Below are 22944 nucleotides of genomic sequence, written 5' to 3'. Positions count from 1 at the left end.
TTATATTGAAATCGATTTCTATACCAACATATGTTGTCCCAAGTTTTTTATGCTATATTTATTGCAATCGTTTTCATTAATCTGTAATTTGATTCTCATTTTTCTAAAAAAAGAGCAACTCAATCTTTTTGAGCTGCTCTAGATGTATTTGATAATATTAAAATGTGATTTTTTTTATACTGATTAACTTTTTTTCAATAATTTCTGTAATTCTTTTTCGACTAATTTTACATATTGATCTTGATTAAAGCTCTTTTTGTTTTCTTTATTCAAGTCTTGTAGCATCCGATTTAAGTCTCTTTCAATATGATCAGCTATGTTGCCTATATGAATTACCGTTTCATGATCCGTAACCCCAGCTAAAAATACATCTTGTAATAAGGTATTTACCTCCCTTGGACTTCCTTCATCTAATTTCACATAGTTGATGATTGCTTCTGCTAATTCAAATGCAGTTTTATTTTCTGTTCTTAATTGTTCGAGTTCATTTTTTAGTACTTCGGTAGTATCAAAGAACTTTATCCAATTGATATTCCCAATACCACCTGATCCATTTTGGAACACTACATACAAATCATGAATGCCTGTTACGTTTGAAACTTCTGTAGTTTCTGTTACCCATGATTGCCATCCGCCTGTATTCGTAATATCTACTGTACCAATTAAAGTACCTGTTAAACTATCTAATCTAAATTCAAGCGTTCCACCTTCTGAATCTGTTGCTGCTCTTACATCTACTCCAACAGCACCTTTTTCAAAATCTACATTTTTAAAGCCAATATAATCTCCATTATCAGTATGGCCTACGTTAAGGCCACCGCCATTGTCACTCGTATTTTCGGTTTGAACACCATATTGTGTATGATAGTTTTCTGCTTCTATTTTTTCAAAAGCACTCCATTTGGTTTCCTCAGGTATGGTTTCATTAAATTTAAACCAGTTGAAGTTACCAATCCCACCTGTATTACTTTTGAAGACTATGAATAAATCATGTATACCTTCTACATTTGAAACATCCGCTGATTTTGTTACCCATGACTGCCATCCACCTGTTTTTGTTACTTCAAGCGTGCTGATTAACGGACCATCCGTACTGTCTAATCTAAATTCAAACGTTCCGCCATCTGAATCCGTTGCCACCCTTGCTTCTACATTTACAGCACCTTTTTCAAAATCTACATTTTTAAAGCCAATATAATCTCCATCATCTGTATGACCTATATTTAATCCACCGCCTGCATCGTTTGCAGATTCAGTTTGAGTACCATATAGAACATCATAGTTTTCTGCTTCAATTCTTTCAAAAGCACTTAATTTATTTTCCTCAGGTGTTGTTTTGTTAAACTTAAACCAGTTAAAGTTACCAATACCGCCATTTTCATTTTTGAATACAACATATAAGTCGTGTACACCTGCTACATTTGAAACTATAGCTGTATTCGTTATCCATGACTGCCATCCACCCGTATTTGGAACATCTACTGAGCTTATCAGTTCACCTGTTACGCTTCCTAATCTAAATTCGATTTTACCGCCTTCGGCTTCAGTTGCTACTCTAATATCAACACTTTCTGCACCATTTTCAAAATTAACGTTATTAAATACTAAATAATCACCATCATCCGTATGCCCGACTACTAATCCACCACCTGCATCATTTGCAGATTCGGTTTGCACCCCATTCATGTCACTAAAATTCTCTGCTTCCATTTGTTCAAATGGGTTAATCTCAAATTCACCACTATCTCCAATTTGTTCGCCTGACCACACAAATGTAGCCACTGCACCAGCTGGCAAAGAATAAATAAATGATTGCTCTCCCCATCTTACTTTAAAATCTCTTTCTTCTTCCGTATTGTTCATCGCGAGTAAAACTTTTGAACCATCTGGATTTTTAAAGGCAACATTTAGCATTTCATTATTTGCATTAGATTCAATTCTTTTTGCACCTGGTTGGACAAACTTACTGATATGACCCAGTACGTAATACTCTACATTTTTTATTACTTCCCCAGATCGTGAATCAACGGTTATAACACCACGACAATCAGAGCACCCACCGTTAGTAGGACCGAAATTTTCATCTAATGCTAAATTCCATAATAATACGGACTTAGCCCAGTTTCGAGTTGCGCCAATCACGATGTTCTCCATGTTCCATTTTAAATTTCCACCAAATTCAGTAGCCCATTCTCCACCTGAACATTCTGTAAACCAAATTCCTTTGTCTGGATATGCATTATGCACTGCTGTTTGTGATTCTGGTGTGCCTGCATAACAATGAAAAGCACTTCCAGCTACATAAGGTCTAACCTCTTCATCATTTAATACCTGGATCGGATATTCAAATTCATTCCAGTTATGATCCCAAGCAATGATATCTGTTTCAATAAATTGTGATTCAAAAGTTGGTCCTAAATAGTTTTTAATAAACTCTATTTGCTGTTCCGCTGACATGTACATGGAAGGATAACTGTTTGTTTCATGATGTGGTTCATTTTGAACGGTGATTGCATAAATGGGTAGTCCCTCGTTTTCATAAGCTTCGATATATTTCACGAAATAATCTGCATAAACTTGATAATGATCTGGACTTAAAGTGCCACCATTAAGTGTTCCGCTCTCTTTCATCCATGCTGGGGCACTCCAAGGTGTTCCTAAAATTTTCAACTCTGGATTCACAGATTGAATTTCTTGCAAAACAGGTATGATATTTTCTTTATCTTTTTCAATTGAAAATTGTTCTAAATTTGGATCTGTCTCTCCATCAGGTAAATCATTATAAGTATAACTTGATCGATTAAAATCCGATGCACCCATCGTTTGCCTTACAAAACTTAAACTAATGCCACCTTCACCAAACAAGTCGTTTAATATCAATTCTCTTTGAGTAGAATCTAGTTTTTCATGGAGTAGATAAGCGGAAGATCCCGAAACGGCTGCTCCAAATCCATCCATTTCTTGATATTCTATATTTTCATCTACATGAATATCAGCTGCACTGGTATCTGATGAGAACTGTATATCACTGTCTTGCTCTAGCAATTTTTGCTGATCTGGAGTTGTTACCCATACTTCTACAGATTCTCCAATGGCTATAGATGTACTTATATTTACACTAGTAAATACTAAAATAAATGCAAGAAACAACATTGAAATGGCTCGCTGCTTTTTATTTTTTTGACTAAACATGTATACACCTCTTTCAATTCAAATAAATTCCTGTTTTGATCATAAAATATGAACTGTTTTTCTCATATCAAATATCATTTGTTAAAATTTTGTTTTGGTTTTGCTGCACCTCCTAGCTAGAAAACAATTCATATCATATTCTCATTATATATGGAATCGTTTTCATAAATTTAGAATAATACTTGCTGTTTTGTGTAAATGAATCTATAATAGCGCTATTAATTTCTCTCTATTATTATTCTAATTTAAATTGGTATCGATTTCAATAGTAATATTTAAAGTTTTAGAATAAGCTTTTCCCATTCTTTGCATAGAGGGTTTATTATAATCACTAATTTTAAAAAAATTGTAGAGAACATCATTTAATTTGTTAGATTTGGGTAAATTCTCCTTCATACTTAAATAAGATCCCAACCATTGGATTTCTTATCTCAACCTGAACATAATACACATCTTTGTCATCTAAATATTTTTCTATTACCGTTCCTGAACCTTGTAAAATCTTTGGTAATGGGATTTCAAATCTTCCAAGCAATATACGTTGGTTTATGGTTTTTATTTTTAAATCACCTTGATCTGTAGAAGAATAATCTAAATCAGAAGAAAATAAACTCGGTTCTCCAAGGTAATCTATGATTATATTTCGTTCATCATCATATCGAGTTATTGTAGTAAAAATCCTCTGCTTTTTTTTAAAATGAAAAACTCTTTCCCAACGTACAATCTCTTGTTTATCTTGCTTATCATTTTGAACTTCATTTACCATCGTAAAAGGAATATTCTTACCTTGATCGGGAAATAAAAGTTTCCTTTTTAAACCCAATAAAAATAAAGGGTATAACCAATTAGGTCCACGTTGTATATTTTTCATGATACCACTAGCTTGGAAAGAGCCCCCTTGAACAATTGTATATCTTTTTTGTAATTTTGGATGTAAGTTATAAAATGATTTTCCCATCGCTTTTTCATAAATGGAAGTCATAAACCATAACTCCTTTTTATTATTAAACTATATATATATTATTATATAAGAATCTTCATTTTCTTTTAAGATGTACTTCATAAATATACAATAGAACCCCTACGTTTTAAAGCAAAGGGGTTCTATTGGTATAGCTTATTTTATTAATTTAACTTACTTTATTTACTAAATTCTTTAAGAAGTTTGTTTAATTCTTTTGCCACTAGTTTCACATATTTATCTTCTTTAAATTTTTTACCTTTATTTAAATCCTTCAACATATGATTTAAATCTTTTTCGATATGATCTATTCTTTTTTCTGCTTGTTTGATGACCTTATGATCTGAAACATTTGTTAAAAATACTTCTTTTAACAAATTACTTATTTCATTTGAACTAAATTCTCCAGAAACCACTTTAGAAACAATTAGTTCAGCAACTTCTTGTGTTGATACTTCATTGTACTTTAACTGTTCAAACACATTTGTTAAATCACCTACTGGATCATTAAAGTCAATCTGAATCATTACAGGATCATGGTCACTAGTACGGCCATGTTCTTCTGTGAAGTCTGCATTCATATTTACAATGTCAGCCACTGTGTTATCAAGTAAATTGTTACTTACCAAAATGTGATCTAATACTTGAGAATTCCCTTGATAATTATACGTATATCTTTCTTCCACAGGAAGCTGATCAACCATATTAACTAGTTCATTTCCTTTTAAAACATCTAAAGGATTAGAGAATTCAAAGTCGTTCATATCTCCTAAAACAACAATGTTTGATTCAGGATTTACAGTTAATACATCTTGAATAAAGCCATTAATGGCTTTCGCCATTTCTAAACGTTGTGGTTCACTTCCTAATACTACGGGTTGTTCACTACCAAATGGAGCACCATCACCACGTTTTGAATTAAAGTGGTTTGCAATTACAATCACTCTTTCACCATTAAATTCAAATTCTGCTGCTAATGATTTACGAGAGCTTTCAAACGCTTCATTCGTTGGATCGATACGACCCGGATTTAATGTTAATCCATTTTCATCATATCCTACTGCTGTAATAGCGTCTCCTGCTTGTTTTTCAACAAGGCTTACACGTTCTGGATTATAAATATATCCTACACGGATGTTACCACCTGGTTGACCACCGTCTGTTTTATCAATTGGTGCAATTTCAGTAAATTCATACGTCGGACCTCCATGAGCTTCTATCGCTGCAATTAATGCTTGGTAGCTCTGGCTAGCATCCGTTACACCACTATCTGTTGGACCATCATTATCTTGAACTTCAACAAGTCCAACAATGTCTGGAGTATTTAAATTAGTTATCATTGATTCTGCAATTGTATTTATCTTCTCTTGCCCACTTTCAAGTGAGAAGTTTTCCACATTGTATGAAGCTACTGTCAATTTGTCCTCTGCAGGTTGAATCGTTGACACTTCACGTTCAGTACCTCCATCAATTACCTCTGGCAATTCTTCAATAGCTAACAACTTAAAGTTACTGTAATCATAACTAAAGATCCCTGTAATCGTTCCATCAAAACGATCTCCCACTTTTACAGTTGGTTCGTTTGATACTTTAACCATAATACGTTCAGGATTTAATTCATCTTCTGAAATTAATATTCCACCAGCTGGAGTGCGGTTTGCATCCACTGAACCTTCAAGTACAACTGGGATCTCATCATATTTAGGTGGAGCGATTACGGAAGCATCACTTATTGTGACTCTCATACCTTCTAAACTTTCATAAAAATCAATACCGTCTTCTTCTGGATCAAAAACAGTAAATGCATCATTATCAATAATTGAAGTTGGTATCAAGCGATCAACACCAAGCTCAATTGGTGCTGATAATGGTTGATCATTTGCAACCACTTCTACAGAACTTGCACTAATTTCTGTTGTTAAAAGATCTGCTGCATCATCATATCCATCTTCTCTATATTCAACTACTTCACCTGTTACTGAAACTAAATCTCCGACTTTCACCCCTGAATTTCTCGCATATACTTTGATCCCTTCAGATGTGCGAATGTCATCATCAGCTACAACTGACTCCATGAAAAACTCGGATGTTCCATCTACGTGTGTTACAATTCCAGGTACATCTTTTACAATTAAACCTTCATATAACGAAGTATGAGATGCTCCTTGAATATCATGAATATCTAAAGAATCTAAAGGTAAAACTACTGTATATTCAAATGTAACAACATCACTTGCATTGTTATCTTCTACAACAATAGCTTTGATCGTTGTATCTTCATTAATTTGAATAGGTTCAGCATATACATTACTTTCAGTAGTTGGGTTTGATCCATCTACCGTATAATAAATCGTACCATTTTCGACAAACGTCATTAATGTTACTGTATTTCCTTCTTCAATTTTACCAGTTCCAGGCTGAGCGTATACTGTAAAGTACTCTTGAATCACATCTAATGAAAAACGTGGTACAATTTTATATTCGTTATAGTTATAATCTACAACACCTGTAATTTGTTCATAAGTTTTGCCTACTTCTAACAAACTTTCATTATCTGGATTTAATTTGAATGTGCCGTTTTGATCAACAGCTGTATAATTTCCAAAGTTATCTACTTCTTGTATTGTTACTTTTTCGATTGTAACAAGCTCAGCTTCTACTGCTTCACCATTTTCACTTGTAAGATCAGTTGATATTACAAGTTGTGGTTCTGGCGTACCCTCATCTTCTACTAGTATAGTAAGTCCATCTACTTCAAACTGTGCCATACCATAGTAATCAGATACTGATCCTTCTGCAGTGATTTTATCTCCGATTGAAGCAGACAATCCACTACCTCTTACAATAATACCTGCTGTATTATCTTGTACATATAAGTTTGTTTTTCCACCAGCTTCAAAAGAAGCAGTTACAATACCTTCAATTTTAGCTTCTACACCAACATTGCTTCTCACATCTAAAATGTTACTTAATGTTAGTGGTGGTTTCACTGTATAATGAAATGTAGCAACTTCACTTGAATCAAGTCCATCTTTCATTGCAATTGCTTTGATGGATAATGATTCTTCAACAATAATTGGATTTTCATATAAAGTACTTTCAACCGTTGGCTCAGAGCCATCTAACGTATAATAAATTTGTGCGTCTGCAGTTGAAGTAGAAAGTGTTACTTCTGTTCCTGCTGTTACTTCACCTGCTCCTGGAGAGGATTTCACAGGAGAAACTTGTGTAATCTGTCCATCAAAACTTGTCCATGTAATGTTGTCAATTACGACTTGTTTCGCAGTTGTATTAACGATTTTAATTTCTACATCTCCAGCTATATTCATTTCATCCACTGAAAATGTATGAACGTCAGTATCATCAAATGCCTCTGATGTGCCTTTAGACTCTCCATTTATAAATAACTCAACTTGACGATTCCCAGCTCCAGTAAATCCTTTTTTAAGATCTACTGAAAACGAACTAATACCTTCTGGAATGACTTCTGAAACGATACTACTGTTTGAATCAGAATTTCTTAACATTAAACCGTTTTCATCAATCCCATAGCCTGACTCGTCACGTGCTGATACGTAAGACCATGTAATACCATTGTCACCAACAAAAGACCCGTCAGCATAAGTGTTCCCTGGTGCATCGGAGTTGCTTAAGGTTTCAACAAATGTTTGCTGCTCCGCAGAGCTGATGTTCATAATGCTTGTACTGAATAAGCTGATTACTAAAACAAATGCCATGAAAATAGATACACTTTTTTTCATATACATTTTGTTTCCTCCCCCATAGTTATATTAGTTTGTGCATTGTTAGAACAAGATAAAGCAGTAGCGACACTTCTATCAGTAGAAAACATAACCCCATGAAGAAATGATCTGAAACAGGGTCTTTCAGACTCTAATTAAGGGTCAAGTATATCAATTTACTGTATGATTAGTAGCATTAATAATGCTGAACTTGTCCAACACTACAATACCATTGTAATACTAAATTCAAAGAAAAGACATAGTATCTTATGACAGAATTTACTGTTATTTCCGTTCTATTTGGAGAATCTAATAAATGGAAAATAGCACCTCAAAATGAGATGCTATTTTCATTGAATAATTATCATTTTTTATTTATGAAACAACACTTTCACTCACATCTATATTTTCATTACTTGTTGTTCGACCTGTATCTCTTTTCAACACAGGTGCTAAATATTTTCCTGTATATGACTTTTTCACTTTAATAAGTTCTTCAGGTGAGCCAGCAGCAATGATTTGTCCTCCGCCTTTTCCACCTTCAGGTCCTAAATCGATAATATAATCTGCTGTTTTAATGACATCTAAGTTGTGTTCAATAACCAATACACTGTCCCCATTATCGACTAATCGATGTAATACTTTTAATAGACGATCGATATCATGTACATGTAAACCTGTAGTTGGTTCATCTAATATATATATGGTTTTGCCAGTACTTCTTCTGTAAAGCTCAGAAGCTAGTTTTACCCTTTGAGCTTCTCCCCCAGAAAGAGTTGTTGCTGGTTGACCTAGATCCATATATCCTAACCCTACGTCAAGCAAGGTTTGTAATTTGCGCTGGATTCTAGGGATGTTTTTAAAAAACTCACAAGCATCCTCTATCGTCATATCCAAAATGTCCGATATATTTTTCCCTTTGTATTTCACCTCTAACGTTTCACGATTGTATCTTTTGCCTTTACAAATTTCACAAGGTACGTAAACGTCCGGTAGAAAGTGCATTTCGATTTTAATAATTCCTTCACCACGACAGGCTTCACAACGTCCGCCCTTTACATTAAAGCTGAACCTTCCTTTTTTGTATCCTCTTACTTTAGCTTCAGATGTAGCAGCAAACACATCTCTAATATCATCAAATACTCCTGTATAAGTTGCTGGATTTGATCTCGGTGTTCTTCCAATTGGAGATTGATTAATATCAACAACCTTTTCCACATGTTCTAAACCATTGATTTCTTTATATTTCCCTGGTCTTACTTTACTCGCTTTGTGTAACTCTCTTGCTAATGTTTTATATAAGATTTCATTAATTAAAGTACTTTTACCAGATCCTGAAACTCCCGTTACACAGCTGAACACACCTAGTGGAAATTTGGCATTTACATTTCTTAAGTTGTTTTCCTTTGCTCCTTTTACTTCTAACCATTTTCCATTTGGTGTTCTTCTATCCATCGGAACTGGAATGAACTTTTTACCACTCAAGTAATTCCCTGTCAAAGAATTCTCATCTTCCATCACCTGCTCAGGTGTACCTTGAGAAACGATTGTTCCACCATGTATACCTGCTCCTGGTCCAATATCAATAATATAATCGGCTTCCTTCATCGTATCTTCATCATGTTCAACAACGACAAGTGTATTCCCTATATCACGCATATGTTTTAAGGTTTGTAACAATCGGTCATTATCTCTCTGATGCAAACCAATACTCGGTTCGTCTAATATATATAAAACACCCATCAGACTCGAGCCGATTTGTGTGGCTAATCGAATCCGTTGTGCTTCACCACCAGATAACGTTCCTGCAGCTCTGCTTAAGGTTAAATAATCCAATCCTACATTGTTAAGGAAACCTAATCTAGCATTAATTTCTTTCAAAATTAATTGAGCAATTTTCATTTCTTTTTCCGTTAATATCAAAGAATCAAAGAAATCACAGGCTTCACTGATGGATAGACTCGTTGCATAACCAATGTTTTGCCCATTAATTGTTACAGCCAAGCTCTCAGGTTTTAATCGTTGTCCTTTACACTTATTACATTGTTTCGCACTCATAAAACCTTCTATATGCTCACGAATCCCATTTGAAGCTGTATCTCTATATCTTCGCTCTAAATTATTAATAATCCCTTCAAATGGAACGATCGCTTCCCGACGTTTTCCAAAATCATTTTCATAAACAAATTTAACTTTTTCCTCACCTGTTCCATATAACAACGTGTTCATTTGCTCTTCTGAAAGCTCTCCAACAGGTACATCCATCGGAATGTTAAAATGTGCACATACCGCAGCTAAAAATTGTGGATAATAATTAGATGTACTGCCAGTCCAAGCTTCAAATGCACCTTCACTAATTGATTTATCTTTATTGGGAACTAATAGGTCTGGATCCACAATCATTTTTAATCCTAATCCATCACATTCAGCACATGCTCCATAAGGACTATTAAAAGAAAACATACGTGGAGACAATTCCTCTATACTAAACCCACACTCTGGGCAAGCAAGATTGGAATTAAACATCAATTCTTCTTGCCCAATAATATCAATGATGACCTGTCCTTCAGATAATTTCAATGCTGTTTCAATGGAGTCTGCCAGTCTTGTTTGAATTTGATCTTTAATCACAATGCGGTCAATGACGACCTCAATATGATGTTTTTTATTCTTTTCTAACTTGATTGTTTCAGACAGATCTTTGATATCCCCATCAACTCGCACACGAACAAACCCTTGTTTACGAATGTCCTCCAATAACTTAACGTGCTCGCCCTTACGACCTGATACAAGAGGGGCTAATATTTGCAGTTTGGTTTTGTGAGGATATTCTAATATTCGATCTACCATTTGCTCTACAGTCTGAGAGGTAATTTCAATTCCATGTTTAGGGCAATGAGGTCTACCAATACGTGCGTATAACAAACGAAGATAATCATAAATTTCCGTAACGGTCCCTACTGTAGACCTCGGATTACGACTCGTTGTTTTTTGATCAATAGAAATAGCTGGAGATAACCCTTCAATTGAATCCACATCCGGTTTATCCATCTGCCCCAAAAACTGTCTAGCATATGCAGACAATGATTCAACGTATCTTCTTTGTCCTTCAGCATATATCGTATCAAAAGCTAGCGAGGATTTCCCTGACCCACTTAATCCAGTAAGTACAACGAAGCTATCTCTAGGAATCGATACATCTATATTTTTTAAATTATGAGCACGTGCTCCTTTAATCACGATATGATCCTTTGACATTGTTTTAAACGCTCCTTTTAATCAATCCTGTGCTTTTAATTCTAATACAGCATCACGAAGTTCCGCTGCTCTTTCAAACTGCAAGTTTTTTGCTGCCTCTTTCATATCTGACTCTAAACGTTCAATCAATGTCTTACGATCTTTCTTGGACATCTTACTTGCTTGTTTATCAGTAATATAATCTGCTTTCTGTTCAGCAACCTTACTTGTCTCAATCACATCTCTGATTTTTTTACGTATCGTTTTTGGCGTTACACCATGTTTTTTATTATAAGCTAATTGAATTTCTCGTCTACGTTCTGTTTCTTTAATGGCTTTGTCCATTGAATCTGTGATTTTATCTCCATACATAATCACAGACCCATCTGCATTCCTCGCTGCTCTTCCGATTGTCTGAATGAGTGAGCGTTCAGATCTTAAAAACCCTTCCTTATCAGCATCTAAAATCGTCACTAACGATACTTCTGGTAAATCGAGACCTTCCCTTAACAGATTAATTCCTATTAAAACATCAAAAGTACCTAAACGTAAATCTCTAATGATTTGCATCCGTTCTAGTGTTTTAATATCAGAATGTAAATACCTTACTTTAATTCCGATTTCTTTTAAATAGTCAGTTAAATCCTCTGCCATTTTTTTCGTTAGAGTCGTGACTAGAATTCGCTCATCTTTCTCTATACGTTCTTGTATTTCATTAATGAGATCATCTACCTGACCTTTTGTTGGTCGTACTTCAATTTTTGGATCAATTAATCCTGTCGGTCTTATAATTTGTTGTATCATTTCTGGAGTATGTTCCAGTTCATAAGGACCTGGAGTTGCTGAAACATGAATGATCTGATTGATCTTTTTTTCAAACTCCTCAAATTGTAAAGGGCGATTATCTAACGCAGATGGTAAACGAAAACCGTGATCTACTAACATGTTTTTCCTAGCTCTATCTCCATTATACATCCCTCTTATTTGTGGAAGGGTAACATGGGACTCATCTACAACAATTAACATATCCTTAGGAAAGTAATCAAAAAGAGTATAGGGAGTAGCTCCTCTTTCTCTAAAGGTAAGTGGACCTGAATAATTTTCGATACCAGAACAGAAACCCATTTCTGCCATCATTTCAATATCATATCTGGTTCGTTGTTCTAGACGTTGAGCTTCAAGAAGTTTACCTTGTGCACGAAATTCCTCTAATCGCTCCTCTAATTCCCGTTCAATATTTTTCAGTGCAATTTTCATCGTTTCTTCATGTGTCACAAAGTGTGAAGCTGGGAATATGGCAACATGCTGCCTTTCGCCTATAATTTCACCTGTTAATACATCAACTTCCGTAATTCTTTCAATCTCATCACCAAACATTTCTATTCGAATGGCTTGTTCAATCCCGGATGCAGGGAATATTTCTATTACATCCCCGCGCACACGGAAAGTGCCTCGAATGAAGTTGATATCATTCCTTTGATACTGGATGTCTACTAATCGATGTAATATCTTATCTCTAGACTGTTCCATGCCTACTTTTAAATCCAATACTAAATTACGATATTCTTTTGGAGACCCAAGACCGTAAATACAAGATACACTAGCTACAATAATGACATCCCTTCTTTCAAATAAGGAGCTTGTAGCTGAGTGTCGAAGCTGATCTATTTCATCGTTAATGCTCGAATCTTTTTCTATATACGTATCTGAAGCAGGCATATACGCTTCAGGTTGATAATAATCATAATAACTCACAAAATAATCAACAGAGTTGTTAGGAAAAAACTCTTTAAACTCGCTGCACAGTTGGGCTGCAAGTGTCTTATTATGTGCAATTACGAGTGTGGGTCGATTTACTTTTGCAATCGTTTGAGCAATCGTAAATGTCTTACCTGTTCCCGTTGCTCCTAACAATGTTTGGTGTTTCTTTCCTGCTTTAATTCCTTCAACCAGCTGTTCAATCGCTTGTGGTTGATCACCTTGTGGAGAGTATTCGGAAATAAGCTCAAACTTCTTATCACTTTGAACCATATCACTCATGTTGACACCTGCCTAATAATTTATATTCATAGGAATATTTGTTCCCATTCAATATTATAACTTGAAATGTAGGTTGATGCAAATGAAACTCAAATACCTACAAACCCCATCTAAATCCTTTTTATTTGCGCATAATATTTAATATAACATATAATTACGACACCTACTGTCGTAATTATATGTCTGCCAACTTATTACATCCAAAAACTACCTATTGGTTATTAAAACAAAATAAACAAAAGAGTGAGTACAACAAAAAAGAGTAATTAAAAAACTACCTTGCTAATAAAGTCAAAGTAGTTTTGAGATGTTTTAGTTTTTGTTTAAAGATAGATATTGATAAGTACTGAAAAAAGGAACTTGCTCAACTATAAGATATAGCATATCCTCTGATATAAAGTATAATTAATAAAAAATAATATTTCCTCAAGAATTATTCAAAGGGTGATCTATTTTCTTACCTTTTTTCTCTTTTTTGTCTTTCATTTCCCATTTTGCACCATTTTTTTCTAAAGTGTATACTAAATTAGTACCATCTGATTTTTTTTCAAATATATAACCCTTTTTCCCTTTAACATATAATGATGGTAAAGTATCACCAGGGGTTTGTTTTTGCATAATTTCAATAAAAACATTATATTCTTCTGAATTATCATCCAATATTTGGTCTATATTAATAAGATCATAACTTTTTAAATTAATGTTGTGTGTGTTTTTAATATCATTATCAACATCATTTTTGTATTTCTTGTTTGCATTATCTATTTTTTCTTTTATCTGTCTTTCTGTTTCATTTGATGGTTCTTCAAATGAGAAATAATTTTGATCTGCAATTAAAGAACCTGCTCCAATAGCAAACATTAGTATAAGTATTAGAGTGGTCACAAGAAATTTTCCACTTTTCATTTCTAAATTTCCTCCTTTTAATTACTACCAGTCTCAATAGAAGCTATATAATCAATACTGTAACTAAAAGCTTGTAATGTATATCCCATCCTTGGGAAATTTTTAAATCTGGATATTTTTTTTAGATGATGGATCTACACCTAAAATACCAGACAATTTCATTTTTATATATGCCCATATTGGCTTTTCATTTAACTCTAAATAATACATTGCTTGTTCATCAGGAGCTAAAATCAAACCTAAATGATGATGTTCTCCTGAAAATAATGCGCCCTTTACAAATTTACTTTCACCCTCAAAATTCAAAATCTCTAATTTACAATAAGCTGAATTCACACGAATAGCCTGATGCAAATCTTCTTTCGTATATACTTCCAAGCCATTCACTTTATGAATAATTTCTCCAACTTTTATCCCCATTTTTTCAGCAGAGCTATTTGGTAAAATACCTAAAATAAACAAACCCCGTTCATCATGTACATAAATTGGAGGCTGATTAAATTCTTGTTTTTTACTATAATAAACAATTCCCTCATGAAATAAGATACAAAACAAAACAGCAGAGAAAGTAAAAATAGACCAAAAATGTGAAACAAATGCCAAAACTAATAGGACTATACTATAAACAGTAAGCCACTTCACACTCCATTTCACCTTGTGCATAGGCAGCTTCACTCTTGTCATTTCAGAAAAACCGATCACAACTGGAAATGCGATCATCATCCAACCACTTGTGACAATGTCATTGCTTAATATTGGATTCCAAGGCAACACAATTCCAGAAGAGGTTGTCGGAATTAATAAAAACAATGGCACAGGCCAAAACCCCTGAAAGTGATAACCACCCACTATTTTTCCACGCTTCCCTTTAATAAATAATGGTGTAGAGGATTTTGTTCCATTCATATAATATAAAAAGGCTTCTAACAGATGTAAAATCGCTACTAAACTAAGTAAGGATGGTATATTTATCTCTATTAGTGTTTTTAAAATCCACGTGGATTTAAGTGATTCGAAAAAAGGAAATGAAACCACAAGCACATGCAATATGCCTAAAATACCAACGGAATAGGAAAAACATAAAAATCGAACCTGAAACAATATTAAAATCAATGAAATAACCCAAATAAGGATTAATACATCAAATGATATACTTACTCCTATAAATATCAATAATAATGAACATACAAAACCACCTACAATCCCCCATCCAATGGTTTTCCATGTTTCATTCAATAGTGAATGCAATTTAGTATGGAATAATTTCCTTTCCAAATAAATTTGCCTACGATATTGGAAGATTACAAATAAAATCCCTATATAATAAAAAGGTTGAATGAGTAATAGCTTTAAAGCCTCTACAAATCCTATCGAAATCTGAATTAATAATTCCATTCACATGTTCTCCTTGTAATCTACTCTAAAATTAATTTTAAATAGAACATCCTGTTGTGAAAAAAATAGGAAAATTGAGCAATCTGACCCAATCCTCCTAAAAACAGTTCGACATAAAGTGAATTAAATCCTTCTAAGTGTCCGATTTACGCAATCTATTGTTGGTTAACTCCCACTTAATACTTCAATGGCTTTTTGTAATTGCAAATCATTTTTTGGATCTCTAAATTTTTCAATGATTTGTTTTTCAATTTCGTTTGCTGATGATTCATCTAATTTGCCAGTAACAGATAAACCATTCTCAGATTGGAAATTTTTAAGGGCAGCTTCTGTTTTTACATCGAAAAACCCGTCACTTCTTTCAGGTTTAAATCCTAGACCTTCAAGCATAATTTGTAATGTTTTGACACTCTCTCCAACAGATTCAAGAGCTAAAACTTTATCTTTTGGTAGAGGGGCGACTGTAAAAAATGCTGGTTGCTCAACCTTATAATCAGGTTCAATCCCTACCTCGTGAATAAATGCTCCACTAGAAGTAAGCCATTTGGCCACTGTCACTTTCAACTCACTTCCATCATCTACACCACTAGAAAAAGTCTTTTGTACTGTTCCTTTACCAAATGTTGTTTCACCAACGGTGAATCCATTGTCAGATTCCATAATGGCTCCAGCTAAAATTTCTGAAGCACTGGCACTTCCATTGTTTGTTAGTACCACAATAGAGTATGGCTTTCCTTTCTTCTTGGAAATATTTTCTTTCTTATTTCCTTCTCTATCTTCTTCATATACTATGACTGTTCCCTTTTCTACCAATGGATCTAATAAATCAATTGCTTCATTTAAAAATCCGCCTGGATTGTTACGAACATCTATGATTAAAGATGTCATGCCATCACTTTCTAGTTGTTCTAAATCCTCATGGAATCGTTCTGCTGTTTGTTCAGCAAATTGCTTGATTACAATATATCCAACATTATTTTCAAGCATTTCAGACTGTATTGTTTCCAAATCAATTTTATTACGAACAACAATAATTTCAATTGGCTCGTTGAATCCCGGTCTTAAAATTTCTAATTTGGCTTGCGTTCCTTTTGGTCCTCTAATTTTTAAAACTGCATCATTTAAAGTTAAACCTTCTAAGCTTTCTCCATTAACAGAGATAATCTGATCTTTAGCACGAATACCAGCCTCCTCAGCTGGAGAATCTTTTATTGGTGAAACTACCGTCACCTTATTATCCTCCATTGTCACTTCGGCACCAATACCAGAAATAGACGAACTTACGGCTTCTCGAAACATTTTAGATTGTTCTGCATCAAAATATACTGAATATGGGTCGTCAAGGGAAGTAAGCATTCCTCGAATGGCACCATCTATAATTTCAGTTCTATCCATTTCCTTGTAATACGCGTTTTCAATGATTTCAAAGACGGTTGACATCTTTTTAAGATCCATTTCAGTAAAACCAGAGATATTTCCTGTCTCTTCTTTTAATACTTCTTGTCCTGTTTGATCTTGTTCTGCAAAAATGGAAATGCTCCAATTCACAATCGCAATGGATAGTACAGCTCCAACAATCATCGATAAGATAATTATGATTGTGACCGTACGACGTTTTAAAACCATCAACTCACCATCCTAACCTTGTATCTTGAAGTTCATCTTTTTAGTATATGTCAAGCATAATACAATTAATACATTTAATAGAAGTTGTTCAAACGAACTTTAAGAACACGTTCTAATAGAATTTAACGTATTTATTAGGATCTACACGTGAATCCCACTTACGTACTTCAAAATGTAAATGGTTGCCTGTAGATCTACCCGTTGTTCCTACTTCACCTATTTTAGCTCCACGGTTTACATTTTGTCCTACTGATACATTTATCTGACGCATGTGTGCATATAAAGTTTTTATACCATCTCCGTGTTCTATGACCACAGCATTCCCGTATGAACTCATATATTCTGCCACGATTACCACACCACCAGCAGATGCTAAAATACTAGTTCCACCAGGTGCTGCAATATCTACACCTGTATGACTTGAAGTTCTACCTGTAAACGGATCCGTTCTTGTTCCGTAATAGGAAGTCACTCGATATTGTCTATCTGTTGGAAGTGGATACCCAAACTTCCCATCATATGTCAACTTCGCTTTTTTTGCTAATAATTTAGATCTTTCATTTATCATATTCGTCATTGCTTCTTCTTCTTCTTTAGATATCTCTTCATGAATCTCTATTTGACCTTTATAACTAGAAATTGCAACTGCTTTTACTTTTTCCTGATTATATAATTCCTCTCGTAATTGTTCTAATTGACTAAGATTATCATTAAGTGTTGCAATTCTAACTTCTACCTCTTCTTTCGCTTTTTCAATGACTGCTTGATCATGTTTACGTGCCTCTAAAAGTTCTTTATCTTTATTTAATATAGAATTTAGAGCTTGAAAACGATCTAAGAAATCTGTAAAACTAGTAGAGCTTAATAAAACGTCTAAATAGGAGACAGAACCGTTTGTGTACATAATATGAAGTCTAGATTTTAACAATTCATTTCGATCTTCTACCCGTTGTATTGCATTATCAAGCTCAAGCTTAGCTGCTTCAAGTTCCTCTTTTGTTTGAGCAATCGTTCCCTCGAGTACTTCTACTTCTTTATTTTTAGTAGCGATTTGATTTTCAAGCTCATGTATTTCTTTTTCTGTATTAACAATCTGGTATTTCAAATTATTTATTTGATTTAATGCCGCTTGTCTATTCGCTTTTGCCTGAGCTTCCTTAGCTTTCAACTCTTTTAATTTAGCATCAATTGCTTTTATTTCAGCTGAATTATCCGCTTGTCCTTGCTCTGGCAAAATAATTGAAGAAAAAATAAATAAAAATGATATCATTACTACTAGAATCTTCTTCAACGTCCGTTCCTCCTATTATTAAAAGATTAAACCTTCAAATGTTTCCTTACAGATAAAACACTTCCAAAAACACCAATGACTATACCAATTACAAACAATGCTAGTAATATACTTGGTGTGGCTTCATTTTGAGGAATCATTTCCATACCTAGAATCCCAAGCTGCAACTGACTTCTGTCTACCAATTCAGCGTATCCAAAATATAAAACAGCACTTGGAATAAATGATCCTATAAATCCAATCACAGCCCCTTCTACGAAAAATGGCCAGCGTATAAATTGATTCGTTGCTCCTACTAATTTCATGATCTCTATTTCGTTACTTCTTGCCATAATGGTAAGTTTAATCGTATTTGCAATCAAAAACATCGCTGTAAATACTAAACCAATGACAATAATAAAACCTATATTACGAATAGTGCTGGTAATCTTATGTAAATTTTCTACATATCCCTGACCATACTTCACACTTTCAATGACTGGAATTTGTATTTCTTCCAATTGATCTTCTTGAATTCCCTGTCCATCTGTGATGTTTTCTGTAGAGTCTTGTCCTTCAGATGTATTTTGTTCTTCAATCTCATTCTGTTCTTCTGGTTGTGCCACTACCTCGGAGACAGCTCTCTCTATCGTTATAAATTCACCTTCATATAACTTTTCAATTTTTTCAGCAGCGGTTTTTACTTCTCTTGAATTATATACTTCAACGACGAAAGAATCTGGGAGTGGATTATCTTCTCCATCATAACCTTCTAATGGATCACCTATCTTTTCTCTGAGTTCAGCTATGCCTTGTTCTTTCGTAATATGTGTTACTCTTTTGATTTCTTCAATGCTAGCTATATTGTTTTTAATAGACAGAATTTCTTCTTCTGGCACTTCTGTATTGAGGAAAACTTTAACTTCTACTTGACTTTCTATGTCCCCTAAAAATTGATTCACATTGGAAGTTAGTAGTAAAAACACACCAAGTATAAAAAGAGGAATGGCTATGGAACTTATAGATGCAAAAGACATCCATGCGTTACGAGTGACATTTTTGAACCCTTCACGAAAGTGACGACCGATTGTGCTAAGTTTCATAACCGTATTCACCTCGTTCTTCGTCTCGTACAACAACTCCATCTTCAATGGCTATAACTCTTTTTCTCATTTTGTTTACGATGTCTTTATTATGTGTGGCCATGATGATCGTTGTTCCCCTAAAATTAATTTCCTCTAGTAACTCCATAATTCCCCAAGAGGTTTCTGGATCTAAGTTCCCTGTAGGTTCATCTGCAATGATAAGAGAAGGGTTGTTTACAATGGCTCTGGCAATCGCAACTCTTTGTTGTTCTCCCCCCGATAACTGGGAAGGATAGGCGTTTGCTTTTCCTTTTAATCGAACTAAACTTAATACTTCACTTGTTCTTTTTCTAATGACTTTTTTCGGTTCTTCTATGACTTCCATTGCAAAAGCGACATTTTCTGCAACTGTCAGTTTTGGGAGCAAGCGGAAATCTTGGAATACAACACCTATGTTTCTTCTCACATATGGGATTTTACGTTGTTTTAACTTCCCTATATTAAAGCCGTTTACGACAATTTGTCCTTTGGTAGGTTTTTCTTCTCGATAGATGAGTTTCATAAACGTGGATTTACCAGCACCTGATGGGCCTACTATGTATACAAATTCATTTTGATCAACTTTTAGGTTAATTCCTCGTAATGCTTCGTTACCGTCTGGATATTTTTTAAAAACACCCTGCATTTCTATCACTTTATCACTTCCCGATTCTTGGTAGTCTAATAGAGTTTGTACGTTTATAAAGTTCGACATTAACAATAAAAATCCTTGCATAAAAAAACTAGTTTTCAAAAATGATGTCGTTTCATAGAAAGAAAATGCATCTAATTGCTATTTTTATAGTGGAAATCGTTTGATTGCATACAAAAACCAGCTTTTTTTACATTATAACATCTATTACGTCAAATTAAGTAGTTTTTTCCACATAAAATTTAGTATTTTTTAGATGAAATATAAAAAGTATCCTATTGTTACTAACGAACGTATTGATCTTCATTTCGAAGAGAAAAAAATTCAATTTTTTATGTAATTTTAATGTTTGTCTAACTTTTTCTTAAGCAAAGAGGGATATGCTATTCAAACACATAACATTTCCGAGTTTAATGGATAGGAGGAAGTTAACATGGCATTTAAAAAGTTTGTATCTACCGTTGCAATATCATCTTATTTATTGGGAGTTTCTGCGATCGGAGGATTTGATGTTTCTGAAATCACAAAACCAATTCCTTCCAATTTAACTGAAATCAATCAAGCGAATGAATTATTAGATAAAAAAGAGAAAAAGAAAGAGAAGGAATAATTTCAAATTGAACAATTACTCCTTTAAAAAAGACTGTCCGAAAAAATCATCGGACAGTCTTTTGATGTGCAAACCAAACTTTGCGTATTGCACAGGGAAGAGATGTTGGCTTCTACCTCTGTTAAACCAGATCTGTTTAAATATAATCAACAAGGTACATTTCTGATTTCCCCTGTTAACACCCGCCACATCCTGTGACAAACACTGGATCAGCACATCGTGTGCTGAAAATTAAGCCGTTTCACTTTCCAACGGGCACCTATTCACTTCTCCATTCATTTAGTCTAATCCTCAACTTTTTTTCTTTTAGTAAATCTTCGCTGTCATATGAATGACTATGGTAAAATAAAATGAATAAATTACCATTATTATCATCAGGGGCTGGTCAAATGTTTTGGTTTTTGGTTTTTGGATTTTTTATAGCATTACTACTATTTGCTCTTCTTATCGATTTAAAACGTAAAAAGAATAATAATTTATATCAAAGAGGTATTAACCCACACAGTAAAGAAGGAGAAAGCTCTAATTATGTCATGGGGCAAGATAGAGATAATAGTGGGAATGGATAAATACCATAGAACAATAAATTGAAATTATTAATTATTTTCAGCTTAGCGTTTTTATAAACTCCCATGTCATGCCCAAATATTTATATTTTATCGTTATCGTTTCAATCGGTTTATTATTGGCCATTCTAATTCCATAATCAGTAGGTTCATTTTTTTCCATTGCTTCATAAATATTATCTGCTTTAGGGTGTATTACATTTTCTTTAAAATTGCTTACAAAAACGATATCATATCCAGGTTCATCTTTTAGTTGAACCACTTTTCCTGAGTAACTTATTCCTAACTCCACCGTTTTAGTGACTTTATCTCCATTTACATACACGTCTATAATTTCAACATTTCTTATCCCGTTATTTTTTATATTTAATATTACTTTTTTATTATCTTCGTTGAAGGAATGTCCATTCCAAAGGAGTGGAGGATGATAAAAAATATAAGAATAAGCCGCTATCATTAAAACAAATAGAAATAATCCTGCGAGTATTAATATCTTATTTTTATATGTTTTCATTTTTTGAATCATATCAAAACTCCTTAAAACTTATATGGTAAATAGGTATAATATGATTTTACGATAGTTTGATGAATTCTGATCGTTGCGATGTTGTTAACAAAAAGAAATAGACCACCCTGTCCCAAAAGGATGCGGTCTATTGTTTGACCTAAGCCTGCCGTTTCTAAAACGGACTATTGTATGAAACCGTATGGTGTTAGCAGCACCTGCGGTTTCTTTATTTTAGTATATGAATCTGTTAAATACATTATACATATCATGTTCGATAAATTCCATATACAGATTTTCTTACATAGTATTTTGATCCGGTATTCATGAGCTCTCCATCACATATATTTCCTCTGCATCATTTCAACTCTTATATTAACTCTGTGGGTGTATCTAAATACTTTACTTTTGTCATATGTTAAAATGACTTTTTCCATATTGTAACAGTAATTAGATGATTTTATAATAATCTTAATGAAACGGATTGATCAATCCCAACGTAAATAGTATAGAAGGGGTGAGGCAGAAATGAAAAAAATATTGATTATTAATGGAAATCCAAATGAAGATAGTTTCGGTTCTGCTCTTGGAAATGCTTACAAAACTGGGGCAATCAAAAAAGGAGCAGAAGTCAAAAAAATACGAGTCGCTGATTTGATATTTGATCCTATATATAAAGGGTATACATACGATAGAAAAGACTTAGAAGATGATTTAATGAAAGCGCAACAATTAATCACATGGGCAGATCATCTTGTTTTCATCTACCCTAATTGGTGGGGAACGATGCCAGCCCTATTAAAAGGATTTATTGATAGGGTGTTTTTACCTGGATTTGCGTTTAAGTATAAAGAAAATTCTGCAATGGTTGATCAATTATTAACTGAAAAAACGGCAAGGCTTATCGTAACTATGGATTCTCCTAAATGGTACTATACTTTATTTCAAGGAAAACCGGGACATAATTCTATGAAAAAAAGTATCTTAAATTTTTGTGGTATTAAACCTGTTCGAATCACTTCTGTGGATCAAGTTAGAAAATCTACGGTTAAGAGAAAACGAAAATGGTTAAGTAAGATTGAAAAGTTGGGTTATCAGGTGTCTTGATGATTATGAA

At 33.8% G+C, this 22944-nt stretch carries 15 protein-coding genes; 3 read left to right on the top strand and 12 right to left on the bottom strand.

The window, feature by feature from the left end; translation table 11 throughout:
* Nucleotides 1-183 precede the first annotated feature (183 nt).
* From ERL59_RS02185 to ftsE, 11 genes are all read right to left on the bottom strand, one after another.
* Nucleotides 184-3192, bottom strand: a complete 3009-nt coding sequence (locus ERL59_RS02185; protein ID WP_160644027.1) for a carbohydrate-binding protein — start codon at nucleotides 3190-3192, stop codon at nucleotides 184-186.
* Nucleotides 3193-3562: 370 nt separating this feature from the next.
* Nucleotides 3563-4174 carry a DUF4166 domain-containing protein gene (locus ERL59_RS02180; protein ID WP_160644025.1) on the bottom strand — a complete coding sequence of 204 codons (612 nt, stop codon included), beginning with the start codon at nucleotides 4172-4174 and terminating at the stop codon, nucleotides 3563-3565.
* 158 nt (nucleotides 4175-4332) lie between these two features.
* A complete protein-coding gene (locus tag ERL59_RS02175) occupies nucleotides 4333-7920 on the bottom strand; it encodes a chitobiase/beta-hexosaminidase C-terminal domain-containing protein (protein ID WP_160644023.1) in 3588 nt (1195 codons plus the stop codon).
* 351 nt (nucleotides 7921-8271) lie between these two features.
* Nucleotides 8272-11154, bottom strand: a complete 2883-nt coding sequence (uvrA, locus tag ERL59_RS02170; RefSeq protein WP_160644021.1) for an excinuclease ABC subunit UvrA — start codon at nucleotides 11152-11154, stop codon at nucleotides 8272-8274.
* Between the two features lie 21 nt (nucleotides 11155-11175).
* Complete coding sequence (gene uvrB / locus ERL59_RS02165; protein ID WP_160644020.1) at nucleotides 11176-13173, bottom strand: excinuclease ABC subunit UvrB; 1998 nt, start codon at nucleotides 13171-13173, stop codon at nucleotides 11176-11178.
* A 426-nt stretch (nucleotides 13174-13599) separates the two neighbouring features.
* Nucleotides 13600-14079 (bottom strand): hypothetical protein, encoded by a 480-nt coding sequence (locus ERL59_RS02160; RefSeq protein ID WP_160644018.1) that lies wholly within the window; start codon nucleotides 14077-14079, stop codon nucleotides 13600-13602.
* Nucleotides 14080-14181: 102 nt separating this feature from the next.
* Nucleotides 14182-15474, bottom strand: a complete 1293-nt coding sequence (locus ERL59_RS02155; RefSeq protein WP_160644015.1) for a PDZ domain-containing protein — start codon at nucleotides 15472-15474, stop codon at nucleotides 14182-14184.
* Nucleotides 15475-15639: 165 nt separating this feature from the next.
* Nucleotides 15640-17100, bottom strand: a complete 1461-nt coding sequence (locus ERL59_RS02150; protein ID WP_160644013.1) for a S41 family peptidase — start codon at nucleotides 17098-17100, stop codon at nucleotides 15640-15642.
* Between the two features lie 112 nt (nucleotides 17101-17212).
* On the bottom strand, nucleotides 17213-18391 hold the full coding sequence (locus tag ERL59_RS02145; RefSeq protein WP_160644011.1) for a murein hydrolase activator EnvC family protein: 1179 nt from the start codon (nucleotides 18389-18391) through the stop codon (nucleotides 17213-17215).
* A 26-nt stretch (nucleotides 18392-18417) separates the two neighbouring features.
* Nucleotides 18418-19473: a permease-like cell division protein FtsX gene (locus ERL59_RS02140; protein ID WP_160644009.1), complete on the bottom strand. Its 1056-nt coding sequence runs from the start codon at nucleotides 19471-19473 to the stop codon at nucleotides 18418-18420.
* Complete coding sequence (gene ftsE, locus ERL59_RS02135) at nucleotides 19463-20149, bottom strand: cell division ATP-binding protein FtsE (protein ID WP_160644051.1); 687 nt, start codon at nucleotides 20147-20149, stop codon at nucleotides 19463-19465. The genes ERL59_RS02140 and ftsE overlap by 11 nt, the downstream gene beginning before the upstream one ends.
* A 430-nt stretch (nucleotides 20150-20579) precedes the next feature.
* On the opposite strand from ftsE, the gene ERL59_RS02130 reads away from it, so the two are divergent.
* Together ERL59_RS02130 and ERL59_RS02125 are read left to right on the top strand one after the other, a co-directional pair.
* The gene (locus tag ERL59_RS02130) at nucleotides 20580-20756 is read left to right on the top strand and encodes a hypothetical protein (protein WP_160644008.1); all 177 of its coding nucleotides are present in this window, start codon (nucleotides 20580-20582) and stop codon (nucleotides 20754-20756) included.
* 350 nt (nucleotides 20757-21106) lie between these two features.
* Nucleotides 21107-21325, top strand: a complete 219-nt coding sequence (locus ERL59_RS02125; RefSeq protein WP_235929760.1) for an LPXTG cell wall anchor domain-containing protein — start codon at nucleotides 21107-21109, stop codon at nucleotides 21323-21325.
* 37 nt (nucleotides 21326-21362) lie between these two features.
* Here ERL59_RS02125 and ERL59_RS02120 read toward each other — a convergent pair whose 3' ends face one another.
* Nucleotides 21363-21848 (bottom strand): hypothetical protein, encoded by a 486-nt coding sequence (locus ERL59_RS02120; RefSeq protein WP_160644006.1) that lies wholly within the window; start codon nucleotides 21846-21848, stop codon nucleotides 21363-21365.
* A gap of 507 nt (nucleotides 21849-22355) precedes the next feature.
* Here ERL59_RS02120 and ERL59_RS02115 point away from each other — a divergent pair.
* Nucleotides 22356-22934, top strand: coding sequence for an NAD(P)H-dependent oxidoreductase (locus tag ERL59_RS02115; RefSeq protein WP_160644003.1), 579 nt, complete (start codon nucleotides 22356-22358; stop codon nucleotides 22932-22934).
* Nucleotides 22935-22944 lie beyond the last annotated feature (10 nt).

The organism is Chengkuizengella marina (genome assembly GCF_009910845.1).
In the GTDB taxonomy this organism is placed as follows: domain Bacteria; phylum Bacillota; class Bacilli; order Paenibacillales; family KCTC-33759; genus Chengkuizengella; species Chengkuizengella marina.
The sequence above is the reverse complement of the archived record's forward strand: the minus strand, read 5'-3'. Positions and strand labels throughout refer to the sequence as shown.